Source organism: Lyngbya sp. CCY1209, from assembly GCF_055795065.1.
Map to the genome: position 1 here is coordinate 1 of NZ_JAYFER010000570.1, position 15,055 is coordinate 15,055.

At 48.3% G+C, this 15,055-nt stretch carries 10 protein-coding genes; 8 read left to right on the forward strand and 2 right to left on the reverse strand.

The features are described 5' to 3' along the window. Positions 1–92 precede the first annotated feature (92 nt). Both AC0QHF_RS19945 and AC0QHF_RS19950 read right to left on the reverse strand, forming a co-directional pair. Entirely contained in the window at positions 93–1,619 is a 1,527-nt protein-coding gene (locus AC0QHF_RS19945) for an MFS transporter (protein ID WP_324705991.1), read from the reverse strand. A gap of 175 nt (positions 1,620–1,794) precedes the next feature. Next, positions 1,795–2,343 carry a hypothetical protein gene (locus AC0QHF_RS19950; protein WP_324705992.1) on the reverse strand — a complete coding sequence of 183 codons (549 nt, stop codon included), beginning with the start codon at positions 2,341–2,343 and terminating at the stop codon, positions 1,795–1,797. A 690-nt stretch (positions 2,344–3,033) separates the two neighbouring features. On the opposite strand from AC0QHF_RS19950, the gene AC0QHF_RS19955 reads away from it, so the two are divergent. The 8 genes from AC0QHF_RS19955 (at position 3,034) to AC0QHF_RS19990 (ending at position 14,873) form a co-directional block, all read left to right on the forward strand. Next, the gene (locus tag AC0QHF_RS19955; RefSeq protein WP_324705993.1) at positions 3,034–4,377 is read left to right on the forward strand and encodes a cytosine deaminase; all 1,344 of its coding nucleotides are present in this window, start codon (positions 3,034–3,036) and stop codon (positions 4,375–4,377) included. Between the two features lie 141 nt (positions 4,378–4,518). After that, positions 4,519–5,949 (forward strand): polysaccharide biosynthesis/export family protein, encoded by a 1,431-nt coding sequence (locus AC0QHF_RS19960; RefSeq protein ID WP_324705994.1) that lies wholly within the window; start codon positions 4,519–4,521, stop codon positions 5,947–5,949. A gap of 38 nt (positions 5,950–5,987) precedes the next feature. Then, positions 5,988–8,210, forward strand: a complete 2,223-nt coding sequence (locus AC0QHF_RS19965) for a GumC family protein (RefSeq protein ID WP_324705995.1) — start codon at positions 5,988–5,990, stop codon at positions 8,208–8,210. A gap of 267 nt (positions 8,211–8,477) precedes the next feature. After that, positions 8,478–9,755, forward strand: coding sequence for an O-antigen ligase family protein (locus AC0QHF_RS19970; protein WP_324705996.1), 1,278 nt, complete (start codon positions 8,478–8,480; stop codon positions 9,753–9,755). A 61-nt stretch (positions 9,756–9,816) separates the two neighbouring features. After that, positions 9,817–11,406 (forward strand): MBOAT family O-acyltransferase, encoded by a 1,590-nt coding sequence (locus AC0QHF_RS19975; protein ID WP_324705997.1) that lies wholly within the window; start codon positions 9,817–9,819, stop codon positions 11,404–11,406. A 50-nt stretch (positions 11,407–11,456) separates the two neighbouring features. Further along, on the forward strand, positions 11,457–12,473 hold the full coding sequence (locus tag AC0QHF_RS19980) for a hypothetical protein (protein ID WP_324705998.1): 1,017 nt from the start codon (positions 11,457–11,459) through the stop codon (positions 12,471–12,473). A gap of 57 nt (positions 12,474–12,530) precedes the next feature. After that, positions 12,531–13,835, forward strand: a complete 1,305-nt coding sequence (locus AC0QHF_RS19985; RefSeq protein ID WP_324705999.1) for an oligosaccharide flippase family protein — start codon at positions 12,531–12,533, stop codon at positions 13,833–13,835. 150 nt (positions 13,836–13,985) lie between these two features. Next, positions 13,986–14,873 carry a DUF6492 family protein gene (locus AC0QHF_RS19990; protein ID WP_324706016.1) on the forward strand — a complete coding sequence of 296 codons (888 nt, stop codon included), beginning with the start codon at positions 13,986–13,988 and terminating at the stop codon, positions 14,871–14,873. Positions 14,874–15,055: the final 182 nt, after the last annotated feature.

The following is a 15,055-nucleotide window of genomic DNA, read 5'->3' on the forward strand; positions in this document are numbered from 1 at the left end:
AAAAATCTGCGGACAAAAACGAACATCAATCGACCCAAAACCATCTGCGAAAATCTGCGAAATCTGCGGATAAAATCGACCATCAAAAATTATTAATTATTAATGGTCGATCGCGATTCCGCCACCATCGGAGTCGCTTCGATTGTGGCTTCCAATTCCCCCTCGTGGTGGTCAGCAAAAGAACCGTGGGGCTCCTTCAGAAAGAACCAGCACACAAAGGCGATAATCATCCCGGCCACCCCCAACACCTCAAAAAAGATCCGATTTCCCACATCTCCTTCCGGCAGGAGGCTGAATAGGGTCAGGTAAACCACGGCGCCGACATTGCCGTAGGCCCCCACATTTCCGGCGATCTGCCCGGTGACGCGGCGCTTGACCAGGGGAACGATCGCGTAGGTAGACCCCTCCCCGGCTTGGACGAAGAACGAACAGGTCATCGTCAACAGCACCGCCAGGGGCAGCCACCAACCCCCCGTCACCCGGCCCATAATCAGATAGCCGATCGCCATCCCCGCCGTCAGCACCGCCATCGTATTTTTGCGGCTTCCCAGCTTGTCGGAAATCAGACCCCCGCCGGGACGGGACATCAGGTTCATAAAGGCGTAACTGGCCGCGATCATGCCGGCGGCTTGCTTGCTGAGTCCGAAAGTCCCCTCAAAGAAGGCGGGCAGCATGGACACCACAGCCAATTCCGATCCGAAGTTAACGAAGTAGGTCAGTTCCAGAATGGCAACCTGGGAGAAGCTGTAGCGATCTTCCGGAGGATAGCGTTTTTCGCCAAGGACCAATTCTTTGTTCACCGCCCAGCAGTTGTAGGCTTGGAAGAGATATAAACCCGCCAAACAAGCCCAGGCGATGTACAGTTGAGTCTGACTCAAGAAGCCGACTTTGCTCAGTCGCCACGCGAGGAGGCACAGTACGCCGGTGAGGGGGACGTTCATCAGCATCAGAAACCAGAAATCTTTTTGGGTGGTGACTTCCAATCCCCGGGCGCGTTTCGGCTTTTGGTAGACCTTGCCGGGGGGCGTATCTTCTACATTAAAGAAGTAAAAGATCCCGTAGGTGGCGGCGAAAATTCCCGTCAGGGCGATCGCAACTCGCCAGTTGAGAAGGGCACCGGCGCCGAAGGTCAGCAGGGCGGCGAGGCTGGGCAGGGTGAAGGCCGCCGCGGCGGAACCGAAGTTGCCCCAACCCCCGTAAATGCCCTCGGCCAAACCAATTTCTTTCGGGGGGAACCACTCGGCTACCATGCGGATGCCGATCACGAACCCGGCGCCGACGATACTCAGGGCAAGACGGGCGATCACCAACTGGCTGAAGTTCTGGGCCATCGCGAAGCCGATGCAGGGGATGGCGGCGTAAACCAGCAGCACGGAGTAGGTGATCCGCGGCCCGTATTTGTCGAGGAGCATTCCGATGATGATCCGGGCGGGGACGGTGAGGGCGACGTTGCAGATGGCGATGGTGCGAATCTGGCCGACTTCGAGGCCGAAATCTTCTTTGATGGCCGTCGCCAGAGGGGCGAAGTTGAACCAGACGACGAAGGAGAGAAAGAAGGCGAACCAGGTCAGGTGTAAAATTTTGTACCGGCCGCGCAGGGACCACAATTGGGTGAGCATCGGAAGTTAAACGGTAATAGAGTTCACAAGTCACAAGTCAAAAGTCAAAAGTCAAAAGCCAAAAGCCAAAAGCCAAAAGTATGACCTCTCATTCCTCACTTCTTAAACAAGGAGGCTTTTGACCCGATTGTTGGGTACACAACAGTTATTCGGTGTTGCCCAAGGGGAATTGTCTCTAGTCAGCGACCCAAGGGCTGACTTGCAGGGTTCCCCCCGGCGCCATCACCACGAGAAATTCGGCTTGGGGTTGGGTGTCGGCGATATTCGCATCTGCGGTATCGCTCAACTGGGGAATGGGGGTTTCGGCGAGATATTCGGCGGCGGCGGGGTTGACGGTGGCATATTCCGCGATCGCACCCATTTTGTTAACGGTGATGCGATACACCAGATTTTCGGTAAAGGTGGGATACTGCCGCCAATTTTGGTCAATTTGTTCGTACAGTCGGGCATTTAAATCCGCGATCGCACTCGGATCGGTGATTTCCGCCGGGGTGGCGGGTGTGGCAACTGTCATCGCCTCTACCATTTCTGCCGTCGAGGGGCGATCGGGTGTCACAGCCTCAGCCACGAGGGTTTCGGTTTCCTGTTCCTGTTGTTGGGCGTAGTGATCAAAGAGCGATCGCTGCCAACTGCTGAAATAAAATCCGGCGAAGGCAACCAAACCGACGGCAGATGCGAGTTTGATGCCGAGAGAGGGGGTGGAAGCGTTTGAAGTTGCGGTCATGGGAGTTCTCCTAGTGCAATTCGATTGAAAAAATGTGTATGGGTATTTCCGATGGCGACGGGGCGCGATCGCCCCCACGATCCCCTCGCGAGTCGGACTCGCACCGAAAGGGCGTGACGTTGAGATTCCCGATTCAGACGTCGGACAGAACGTTGCAGACCCGTACAGGAGGCGAGTCTTATGCTAATATCGGCATGGCTGTCATCGCCGTCGTCTCCGAGACCGACAGACTCAATCCTTTAAATTGATTGAGTTTGCCTCGGATTTGAGTTCGATCGTCTGTCCATTTGTCCCTTTTCTGTTGGATTCTTAATGGCGTCCGCTTGAATTTGCGGACAATTTTGCCGGCGATCGCTCCACCGCAAAAGTCCTCAAAAAAGTGGATTTTGCGACTCCATTTTAAGTCAGATATCGATGATTCCAGATTCATCTCATGCCTCAAAATCAGTCCGCCGAATCTCCTCAAATGTTGGAGATTGTGCCTCCGAACTTCAAGGATTAATTGCTAAGTTAAAGCCGAAAACAGAGGCAAATTGTAGCGAATATTACAAAAAAATAAGTTTTATGAAGTTTGTACATATTTAAGATGTCGATCGCGCATTTTGAGAGCGATCGCCCCCCCCGGAATCCCCGAGTCGAAAAGGCTGAAATTCCCTTCTGGTTTTTGTTCTGACTATTTCAACCCCCGCCATGCTCCTCCCCGAAACCGATCGCTACCGGCTGACAAATGCCCACATCCCCTTTTGTTTGCTCGAACGGGCCCGGCCCGAGTGGGCGGAAAAACAAACCCGGGACGGGTCAGTATTGATGGATGTGGAAATCGCATCCGGTGCGATCGCACAACTGCAACCCGCCGGACATCTCGATCGCAGCGATATCCCCACTACAGATCTCAAGGGGGGGCAACTGTGGCCCTGTTTCGTGGACCTGCACGCCCACCTGGATAAAGGTCACATCTGGGAGCGATCGCCCAATGTGGACGGGACCTTTGCGGGGGCTTTGGAGGCGGCAGCCCGGGACAGCGAAACATATTGGACGCCGGAGGACGTGGCGGCTCGCATGGAATTCGGCCTCAAGTGCAGCTACGCCCACGGAACCCAAGCCCTCCGCACCCATTTGGACTCGGCGGGGAAACTGGCCGATATCAGTTGGGAGGTGTTCAAAACGTTGCGGGAACAGTGGCGCGATCGCCTGATCTTGCAGGCCGTCTCCTTGGCTTCCCTCGACTATTATCTGACGCCCGAAGGAGAAAAACTCGCCGATCGGGTGGCTGAGGCGGGGGGCATTTTGGGGGGAGTTGCCGATATGAATCCCGACATCGACCGACAACTCGATCGCGTCTTTTCCCTAGCCAAAGAACGGAATTTAGATCTGGACTTTCATGCCGACGAAAACGGCGATCCGGAATCGATCGCGCTCCGAACAATTGCAGAAACCGCCCTCCGGCAACAATTTCAAAATTCCATTATTTGCGGTCACTGTTGCAGTTTGGCCGTGCAATCGACCTCGGCGATCGCCGAAACCTTGAAAGTCGTCCGGGAAGCCCGAATTGGCATCGTTAGCCTGCCGATGTGCAACCTGTATCTTCAAGACCGACAGTATTCCGAACCCCGGCACCGCCCCCGCACCCCCAAATGGCGGGGGGTGACGCTCCTGCACGAATTGCAGCAGGCCGGAATCCCCGTCACCGTCGCCAGCGACAACTGTCGCGATCCGTTTTACGCCTTCGGCGATCACGACGTCTTGGAAGTCTTTAAAATGTCGGTCAGAATCGCCCACCTAGACCGTCCCTACGGGGACTGGCCCCGGAGCGTGACCCGAACTCCCGCCGACTTGATGGGTTTGTCCGATGTCGGACGGGTGGGGGTGGGACTTCCGGCCAATTTGATCGCATTTAAAGGACGCAACTTTAGCGAATTATTATCTCGTTCTCAACCCGATCGCACTATCATAAGACAGGGTGCATTCATTTCAGCTTCTCTTCCGGAGTATTCGGAGTTAGATCCGGCGATCGCCCCCCACTTCGGAAAATAACGACTATACTGATCTAATAACGTTTAGACTTTGGCAATTTCATTCACTTTCCGCCCTGATCGAGCCAGTTGTCCAATCGCACCTATGACTGAGCATCTATTTCGATGGCCTTTCTCCCAATCGGACCGTCCGACCAGTCCGATGAGTTGGCTGCTGACCGTATTGTTGATGTGGAATGCAACAGCTCCGGCAGCGATCGCCCAGAGTCAACCCTCCGGCCCGACACTCACTCCGGCCTCCCTCGGAGCCCCTGACCCCTATACCTTGGGTGCGGGCGATCTGCTGCAAGTCGATCTGCTCGATGTTCCCGAATACAGCGGCGAATATCTCATTTTGAACGACGGCACCCTCAACTTGCCCCTCGTGGGGCGACTCGAAGTCGCCGGGTTGCCGCTCTCTCAGGTGAGAGATAAAATTTCTGCGGCCTACGCCCCCTTCGTGCAACAACCCGTTGCCACGGTGACAATCGTCAGCCCCCGTCCCGTGACCATCGCCGTGGCAGGGGAAGTCAAACGACCGGGGACTTACGTCCTGTCTCTGGCCGTCGCTAACACCCCCGGCCGACAGTTTCAGTTTTATAAAGTCACCCAACTCCTCCAGCAGGCGGGTGGTATCACCCAAGCCGCGGACATCTCTCAAGTCCAAATCCAAAGACAAGAGCCGACGCCACAAACCATCGTCGTCAACCTGAGAGAGTTGCTCGAAAACGGGGATTTGACTCAGGATCTGGTGTTGCGAGATGGAGATACGATCCGCGTGCCGACCGCCGAAGTCCTCGATCCCATCGCCATCCGCCAGATCAACTCGGCCAGTTTTGCCCCCGAAGTGATTCCCCCCTTTCCGGTGGTGATCGTCGGGGAAGTCTTCAACCCCGGAACTCACATCATGGGGCAACAGCCCGGAATGGCAGCCCCGGGGGACTTGGGAGAACCCCCCACCATCACCCAGGCGATCGAACTCGCCGGGGGGATCACCCCCAGCGCCGACCTCCGAAACATCGAATTGCAGCGGTTGAGCCAGTCCGGAGAGATGCAAACCCTCGAAGTTGACCTGTGGCAACTGCTCAAGACCGGGGATGCCACCCAGGACGTGACCCTGCAGCCCGGAGATGCGATCGTCATTCCCACGGCCCGCCAAATCGACCCGGGGGATATCGCCTCCGTCGCCAACGCCAGTTTTTCCCCGGCAACCATGTCCGTGAATGTCGTCGGAGAAGTGAAGCAGCCGGGCCCCATCCAAGTTCCCATTGACACGACCCTGAACCAGGCGATCCTCGTCGCCGGGGGATTCGACGCCCAGCGGGCCAACATGAGTTCGGTCGAACTGTTGCGTTTGAACCCGAACGGCACGGTTTCCCGGCGACAGATCAAAGTTGATTTTCAAGCCGGCATCAACGAAGTCAACAATCCGATTTTAGAGCGAGATGATGTCGTGGTCATCCGCCGTTCGTCCCTCACTCAAGTGGGAGATGGGTTGGAAGAAGTGTTGAGACCCGTGGGCGGAATCATGGGCGTAACGGCGATCTTAAATATCATTAATCTTTTGACCGAAGATGACAATAATAACAATTAATTCTTATTAAAGAGAGTCATGCCGAGGATTGAATCACCATGAATATGAGCAATATCGAACATCGGGAATCCATCGACCTGGATTTGGGCCGCTACTGGCAAACCCTGAAGCGACGGTGGTTTTTCGTCCTGGGTGCTTTTGTGTTGTCGGTGTCCGGGGCCGTTTATGCCACCCAATTTTTGACCCCGACCTACGAAGCGAGCGGCAAACTGTTATTCAAAGTTGACCGAACCTCCTCTTTGGCGGGAATTGGGGCAGGACTCGGGGAACTCAAAGCGCTGTTGGCCGACCAGACTCCTTTGAGTACCCAGATTGAAATTATGTACTCCACCCCCCTGCTGCAAGAGGTGATCGAGGAGTTGAACTTGACGAACGAGGATGGAGAACTCCTCCACCCCGACGACATCAGGCCGGCGCTCGGAATCGGTATTCTCGGTGGCACTGACATCGTACATCTGACTTATAAAAGCAAAAATGCTCAAGAAGCGGCTGACATTATCAATGCCGTGATGGCAGCTTACATCAAAACCAACGTTCAGAATAACCAGCAAGACGCAGCCGAAGCCAAACAATTTATTCAAGATCAGCTTCCCCGAGTTCAGCAAGAGGTATTTGTTGCAGAGAAAGCCCTTCGGGACTTTAAGGAAAAAAATGAAATTTTAGATTTAAACACAGAATTTGCCACCTCAGTTCAGGAGATCGCTCAGTTAAATCGGAACATTACCACCCTGGAAGCTGAGTTGAATTCGGTGCGGGCTTTGACGACATCATTGGGAAATCAAATCGGTTTGAATTTGGACGATGCGATCGCGATCAATACCCTGAGTCAGTCCCCCGCCGTCCGGGGAACCTTGCAAGAACTGGAAAATGTGGAAGCGCAGTTGGCCGAGGAGCGACGCCGGTTTCGCGACCAAAACCCGCGGATTATTTCTCTCAAAGCCAAACGGGATAACCTGCAAGCCAGCTTGCAGCAAGAAATTCAAAGTGCCTTGGGCAGTGGAGGGTCGGTGGATGAAGGGTTGCTGCGGGTGATGGACGTGAAAACGAACCGGCTTGAAGAGTTTATCACGGCCGAACTCCGACGTGTCGATTTGACCGAGCAACTGGATTCGCTCTACAAAAGTCTGGCGAATTATGAAGCTCGGGCGGAAAAGCTGCCCCAATTTGAGCAGCAACAGCGAGAACTTGAGCGGAAGGTTGAAATTGCGCGGCTGACCTATGAAACCTTGCTCGAAAATCTGGAAGAAGTTCAAGTGGCTGAAAATAAGAGCACAAACAACGCGAGGGTCGTGGAACCGGCGATCGCACCCGAGGAGGGCAGTACGGCAAAACTCGAGCTGCTGGTGTTGGGCGTCATGGCGGGGCTGGTGGCTTCGACTACCTTGCTCCTGCTCATGGAGATGGCGGACAAGTCTCTCCGGAGCGTGGCGGAAACCCGGGATTTCTTCGGATACACGCTGTTGGGGATCATCCCTTCTTTCTCGAAAAAACTCTTTTCTCGCTATTTGATGGGCGGCGATCGCCAGACTCCGCCGGTTCCCGTGGTGGATACTCCGGATTCTTTTATTAGCGAAATTTACCGCATGGTGCAGGCGAACCTGAAATTTTTGGGGTCCGATCGCAAGGTTCGCACCATCGTGGTGACGAGTTCCGTCCCCCGGGAAGGGAAATCGACGGTCTCGGCGAATTTGGCCGCGGCGATCGCCCAACTCGGGTATCGGGTGATGCTCATCGACGCGGATATGCGCCAACCCTGCCAACACCACGTCTGGGGGTTGACGAATGCCGTCGGGTTGAGCGATGTCTTGGTGGGACAGGCGCAACTGGAGGAAGCCGTGAATCAGGGCATCGAGCAACTCGACGTCCTGACGGCCGGCGTCACCCCCCCGAATCCCCTGGCGCTCTTGGACTCCCGGCGCATGACGTCCTTGATTCGGAATTTTTCGGAAGAATACGATTTTGTCATCGTCGATACGCCACCGTTGACCCTGGCCGCGGATGCCCTGACGTTGAGCCAAATGGCCAGCGGGGTGCTGCTCGTCGCCCGCCCCCGAATGGTCGATCGCGACAGCGCCAAGTCCGCCAAAGAACTGTTGGAGCGATCGGGACAGCGGGTCTTGGGAATGGTGATCAACGGGATCAGCAAAACCGAATCGACCAAGTATTTTTACCACGCCCAGCGTTACTTTCCCCTCAAGACCTCTTCCCGGCGCGATCGGTCCCAATTGCCACGCCGAATCTCATCTAAGAGTTCCTCCTGAAGCGTAGCGTTTCTTCGTTTCTCCTCGAAATCATCCCGAGGTAAAAATTTTGGCGGAAGAAAAGTTAGATGAATCATGTTTACGAAAACTTTACACAAGGGATTTAAAGTTTTACATTTAAATATTGTTGGGATTCCCAACCGGATGATATGATTGTTGACAATCTAAATCGCTGATTTCAGGAGAACCACATTATCGTTATCGAATCGTAACATTTGTCAGTTTTTGGCCGGTCAAAACTGTTGAAATCTTACTCAAAAATATTCGATGGACAAATTATTACAATATTTAAGGTCTTTTGAGCCGGTTTTTACAGTTTTAGCTCTCATGCACTACACCGCAGATTGGCTGCCTCTGATCATATCTGGAGGGGCAAGTGAGGGGGACGGTGTGGATATCAATTCATTCAATTTTGTACCCAACGTCCTCCTTTTCTTAATGACTTATGCCGTGGCCACAGCCCTGTTGCTGTTAAGGTGGAAGAAGTTTATTCATTTTATACCACGAGCAGCCGTCATTTGGTTGATGATATTGATTGCGATATCGTCCTTTTTTTGGTCCGACGATCCCGCTCGAACTCTCAAAAGTTGTATCGGGTTAATTGGAACCACACTGTTTGGAATTTACTTGGGGAGTCGTTATACATTCAAGCAGCAACTGCGACTTTTGGCTTTTGCATATATTGCCATTGCCATATTGTGTATTATTTTTGCGATCGCCCTACCCAGATATGGACTCGAACAAGTCGTACACGCCGGCGCTTGGCGAGGAATTTTCACTCACAAAAATGTGATGGGAAAAGCCATGACATTGGGTGCTATAATTTTCATCATTTCACCCAGTCTTTTTGAATATAAAGATCGATGGATATCTAGAGTTGGCTTGGGTTTAGCATTTTTTCTATTACTGATGGCAAAGTCATCCAGCTCACTGATTAACACCACAGTTTTAATAATTAGCCTTTTTGCATACCGGACTCTTCGGTTTAGATATTTATTGTTTTTTCCTGCATTTTTGGCGATCATAACATTGGGCTATGTGCTGGTCTATGTTTACATCAACCATGCCGAATTCTTGTTGGGATTAATTGGCAAAGATCCTTCCTTGACCGGTCGAACAGATATCTGGGCTTGGGTGGGAGACATGATTGAAAAACGACCCTTGCTAGGATATGGATTTATGGCTTTTTGGAATGGACTAGATGGTGCATCAGCTTATGTAATCAGGGCGGCAAGATGGCCGGTTCCTTACTCCCACAATGGTATACTAGATCTTTGGCTAGACATTGGTTTACTCGGTGTTTCCGCCTATTTTTTTGGCTACTTTGTTAACTTTTTCTGTGCTATTGTATGGGTCAAGGGGGGATCGGAGTCGGATCGATTGTGGCCCTTACTGTTTCTCACTTACCTGATGCTCACCAATGCCAGTGAAGGAGGGATGTTTGGTCAAAACAATATTTTATGGGTGTTGTATACATCGCTTTCAATATCCATAATTCAACCCATTCAAAAACAACCGGTCATGTCGCCGGACATCAAAACGTAAGGACTTCACTTTATCGAGCCATCGAATTATTCTTTGAAACCCGAATCTTGGAGGACAAAAAATGTTATTTAACTCGCCGGAATTTCTATTTTTCTTTTTGCCCGTCGTACTGGCGGTATTTTATTTGATCGGCAGCAAAACAATTAAAATTGCCGGAACTAAACTGGAAGGGTCGATTTTTTGGTTGGTTTGTGCTTCGCTGTTTTTTTACGGATGGTGGAACCCTCCCTACTTGCTTCTCATTATTGCTTCCATCATCTTGAATTATATTTTTGGATTTTATCTGTCCCGGGATGCTTCCGAAAAATTGACTCAGAAAAAGCTTTTACTTGTTCTGGGAATCGGATTTAACCTGGCATTGATTGGATATTACAAGTATGCCAACTTTTTCATATCCAACATCAATCTTGCGATCGGGTCTGACATTAACCTTGGCACTATTATCTTACCTTTAGGAATTTCCTTTTATACCTTCCAGCAAATTGCTTATCTGGTGGATGCATATCGTGGAAACACAAAAGAGTACAATTTCTTAAACTACAGTTTATTCGTTACATTCTTTCCACAACTAATTGCCGGCCCCATTGTCCATCATAAAGATGTATTACACCAATTTAGAGACGCTTCAATTTATCGATTTAATTCTCAAAACTTTTCCGTCGGGCTGACTGTTTTCGTAGCTGGATTATTCAAAAAAGTTGTCTTTGCCGATCGCATCGCCGCATTTGCGACCCCCGTCTTTGCCGCCGCCAGTCAGGGCGTGCCGCTGACCTTTTCGGAAGCCTGGGTAGGAGCATTGGCCTATACGTTGCAACTTTACTTCGATTTTTCGGGATATTCAGACATGGCGATCGGGATAGCATATATGTTTGGCATCCGACTGCCTCTCAACTTTGACTCTCCATACAAAGCCGTCAGTATCGTCGATTTTTGGCGACGTTGGCACATCACTTTATCTCACTTTCTGCGGGACTATCTCTACATTCCGTTGGGAGGGAATCGGTATGGTAAAACCCGCCGACATATTAATTTGATGACGACAATGCTACTGGGAGGATTGTGGCATGGAGCCGGTTGGACATTTATTTTCTGGGGAGGGCTACACGGTGCTTACTTAGTCATCAATCACCAATATCGTTCATTTCGTAGCTGGATCGGAAAAGATACTAGGGAAGATGGATGGTTATTGCAAGGTATCGGCTGGCTGGTCACATTCTTGGCTGTCATTGTTTCCTGGGTCTTTTTCAGAGCAGATAGCTTTTCATCGGCTCAATCTATCCTGAGTTCGATGATCGGTTTGAATGGAATCTCATTGCCCGGATTTTGGGAACCTTATCTGAGTTTTCTGAGGAATTTTGGCGTGGACTTCAACGGCTTCACTGTCAATGTCGGTATCAGTCAAAAATATTCTGTGTTTGGAATTACCGGTTTGTTGCTGGTAGCCTGGTTGACCCCCAACACCCAGCAGTGGATGGGCAAATACGCTCCCGCACTGACCCAACCGTGTGATGGAGCAAAGTGGATCGATCAGTTGTGGAAAAATTTGCAATGGAAACCCAATAAAATTTGGAGCGCTATTTTGGGGATAATGACCGCAATATCCTTGTTGGGAATGACACGAGTTAGCGAGTTTTTGTACTTTCAATTCTAAGCTTGAGCAGCAATTCACGATCGTCGGTTCGTTGACTGGAAAGGAGAATCATGTCTTTTAGCTTCAAAATCTATTCATTAGTGGCTGCCGGACTGATCGGCAGTGTCGGTTCAATTAATTGGTTGATCGATCCGCTATGGTACAGTCATGGAAATCAAATAACAGACAAAAATTTTACTTTTAATGAACGAATTTCCAAAACAAATCTTTTGTTAAGAACCAAGGATGAGCGCGATTATAATTGTCTGATTCTCGGAAGTTCCAGAGTGATCGCCTTGAAAGCATCTATGTTCAAAGACAAAAGATGCTTCAATTATTCCTTTAAAGGAGGATGGGTTGATGATTTTATAGCATATGCTAAATTTGCAAAAGAGCAAGGCATTGACCCGGATATAGTTTATGTCGGCGTGGATTCATTTAATTTTGTCAAAGAAACAAAGTTTAATGAACATGGTGTTGAAGCTTCAGCATCGGCTACAAACTCAATGTTTGAAGCTTATTTTTCTCTCGATGTTTTGACCTTTTCTGCCATGACGCTGGCGGAAGTTAGTCCCGATCCGACCAACTACTACAACCAGAATTTTGAAATTGAAGAGTTTGAAAATCCTCCCAAATATAATCCCGAATTTTACCCACCTTTATCCCCCCAAGAGTGTGATTTGTCGCGGATAGAACCCTTTCAGAAAATTAGAGATATATTTCCCAATGCAAAATTTGTAGGCTACGTTCCACCGAGGTCGGCTTGGGCTGTCGTCATGGAAAGTTACGACCGAGAATTAATGGATTGTGAGCTAGAGGGGATTTACAAAGTTTCTCAAATTTATGATGAGATGTATGACTTTTCGATTCCTTCTCCTCTCACCAAAGATCCGAATAACACTTATGACGGCAGTCACTTTACTCCGGAAGTCAACGATCAGGTAGCCGAAGTTATGCAAGGAAAAGGAGATGACTCATTTGGAATTCAGGTCAATCAGTATAGCTTGAGCGAGTACAAAACGATTTACAAAGGTCAGATTAAAAAATTTTTAGACGAGCAAAATCAACTTCAACGCTGGAAAGAATGAATCGAATTGACTCCGAACTGCGATCGATGTATTTTTTGATTAAGTCAGGTATTGGGTGTGAATCACTTGAGAAATATTAAGTCCAAAATAACGAATCTTTTTGAGAAACCTTTATTCCGAGGAACACTATGGATGCTGGGCAGCCGAGTGATCGGTATCGCCATGCAAGCCGTATACTTTGTTTTGGTGGCTCGAACTTTAGGAACCAATCAATTTGGTATGTTTATGGGAGTCAGTGCATTTGCTGTTGTATTGAATCCCTTTTCTACGGTCGGGAGTGCCGACCTGTTAGTCAGAGATGTTTCTCGAGATCGTTCCTTATTTCGAGAAGGATGGGCGAATGCTTTATTGACAACAGCAGCATCTGGGAGTTGTCTAATTGCGTTGGCATTATTGATAGCTTTACAAATTTTTCCCGAGTCTATTCCTCCTTTAACTATACTATTGATTCTTATATCTGATACTGTAGGACTGGCTATTTGGGGTCTTTCATCTAGTGCATTAGTCGGGTTCGGGTTACTCAAGAAAGTTTCTCAACTCCAAGTTTTTATGAACTTTTCAAAATTGATAGCAGCCATTGTACTATTCATTGGATTTGAATCCCCAAATATAATCGTTTGGTCAATTTTATATTTTCTGGCAAATTTATCCATTGCTTTAACTTCAGTGATGCTGGTTCATAAGATGATAGGTTTTCCTGGAAAACCAAATTTATCTAAAATAAAATCAAATTTCAATCAAGGAATTTACTTTTCGATTGGCGCATCTGCTGATGTTGTCAACTCCAGCATTGATAAAACTATGTTGACGAGTCTTTCAACGCCAAATGCTACAGGTTTATATTCTGCCGGATATCGTTTTATTGAGGTCGCTTATTTACCTTTATTGTCAATCTTTTCATCAACATACGCAAAGTTTTTTGAACAGGGTAAGTCGGGAATTACTGGGTCTTTTTTATTCGCCAAAAAATTGATTCCGCTCACGATTATATATGGTTTTGTAGCGTTCATTGGATATTGGATTTTCCATCCTTTGATTCCATATATTCTTGGAGAAGAATATAAAGCTTCTATGCCGGTTGTACTTTGGTTGTCACCCATGCCATTCTTAATCGGAATTCAGTGGATAGCTGCCGATACGCTGACGGGTTCTGGATATCAAAAAATCCGTGGATTCATTATTTTAGGAACGGCTTTGTTGAATGTGGGAATTAATCGTTTATTAATTCCCATTTATTCTTGGAGAGGGGCAACGTGGGCTACCCTGACTTCAGATATTATCAAAGCTTTACTTTTGTGGGCAGCAGTTGCATTTTTGTATCGACGACAAATGCGAAACAGTGAAACTTCCAATCTCAATTAATGTTGTATGATTGACAAAAATGAAAATCAATATCCTGGTTTTTAGGTGGGCCATCCAAAGATCCTAGCTAGTGAAATATAGACCTCACAATCAATGTAGTTTGTCTTTTGTAATTTGTGGTAATTTATCATGGTTGACTCAAATACTCAAATGTTCGCTTCTCAATCTCAACACTATACCTTTTGTCTAGTTACACCGAGTTACGCGCCGGACTTTGAGAGATGTAAACTTTTGTCTTCTACTGTTGAAGAGTTCCTGCCCGCTTCAATTAAACATTATATTATTGTCGATAGAAAAGATCGGGCTCTATTTAATAAATTACAGAACGACCGGACAGAAATTCTGGTTGTTGAAGAGGTTATTCCTTGGTGGATTAAAAGAATTCCACTTGTCAAAAATGGCTGGTTTAGCTTGAAAACTCTCCCGATTCGCAATTGGCTACTTCAACAAATTGTCAAGCTATCTGCGGCTAAATTTGTGTCTGAAGATGTCCTCATGTTTGTAGATTCAGATGTTGCATTTGTTCGTCCTTTCGATCCGGCTACAAGATTTGTTCGAGATGGAAAAGTAAGGTTTTATCGGGAACCCAATTCAATTCCTGAAACCTGGAAAAGTCATTATAGTTGGTATCAAACTGCCAGTCAATTACTGAAAACACCCATGGTTGATTTTCCAGCTCCCAACTATATTGGCGACCTAATTAGTTGGAAAAAAGATAATGTTATCAAGCTACACGATCATTTGGAAAAGATGTCGGGACGTTCTTGGATTGAAACAATCGCCGGAACTTGGAATTTGTCTGAATATATTTTGTATGGGATGTTTGTCGATTACATTCTCAGAGATGAATCACAACACTATATTGACCCTTTATATCCGGGTTTGCGATACTTTGCTACAGATGATCTGTCGAAACAAGAAATCATCAATTTTTTATCGGATATTGAACCCGATCACGTCACCGTTATGATCTCGGCAAAAGCTGGAATTCCAGTTCAACGTTATGCTCCACTGCTGAGGCAGATCGATCGCAATTGATTTCCGAAAAATGTTGCGTAATTTTTGAAAATCATGGCATCCACAATTTGGGTCAAAAATGAGTCTCAAAAAAGGGTGAGATCGGTTCAAAATTTTTGATCTCACAAAAATCTTGCCACCGCCATTTTTTTGATTTATAATTGTGGTAAATTGATAGTCAAAGATTGCAGTATAAAAATGTG

Coding starts and splice junctions, on each gene's coding strand:
- AC0QHF_RS19945 (WP_324705991.1), bottom strand. CDS start 1,619: ATGCTCACCCAATTGTGGTCCCTGCGCGGCCGGTACAAAATTTTACAC.
- AC0QHF_RS19950 (WP_324705992.1), bottom strand. CDS start 2,343: ATGACCGCAACTTCAAACGCTTCCACCCCCTCTCTCGGCATCAAACTC.
- AC0QHF_RS19955 (WP_324705993.1), top strand. CDS start 3,034: ATGCTCCTCCCCGAAACCGATCGCTACCGGCTGACAAATGCCCACATC.
- AC0QHF_RS19960 (WP_324705994.1), top strand. CDS start 4,519: ATGAGTTGGCTGCTGACCGTATTGTTGATGTGGAATGCAACAGCTCCG.
- AC0QHF_RS19965 (WP_324705995.1), top strand. CDS start 5,988: ATGAATATGAGCAATATCGAACATCGGGAATCCATCGACCTGGATTTG.
- AC0QHF_RS19970 (WP_324705996.1), top strand. CDS start 8,478: ATGGACAAATTATTACAATATTTAAGGTCTTTTGAGCCGGTTTTTACA.
- AC0QHF_RS19975 (WP_324705997.1), top strand. CDS start 9,817: ATGTTATTTAACTCGCCGGAATTTCTATTTTTCTTTTTGCCCGTCGTA.
- AC0QHF_RS19980 (WP_324705998.1), top strand. CDS start 11,457: ATGTCTTTTAGCTTCAAAATCTATTCATTAGTGGCTGCCGGACTGATC.
- AC0QHF_RS19990 (WP_324706016.1), top strand. CDS start 13,986: ATGTTCGCTTCTCAATCTCAACACTATACCTTTTGTCTAGTTACACCG.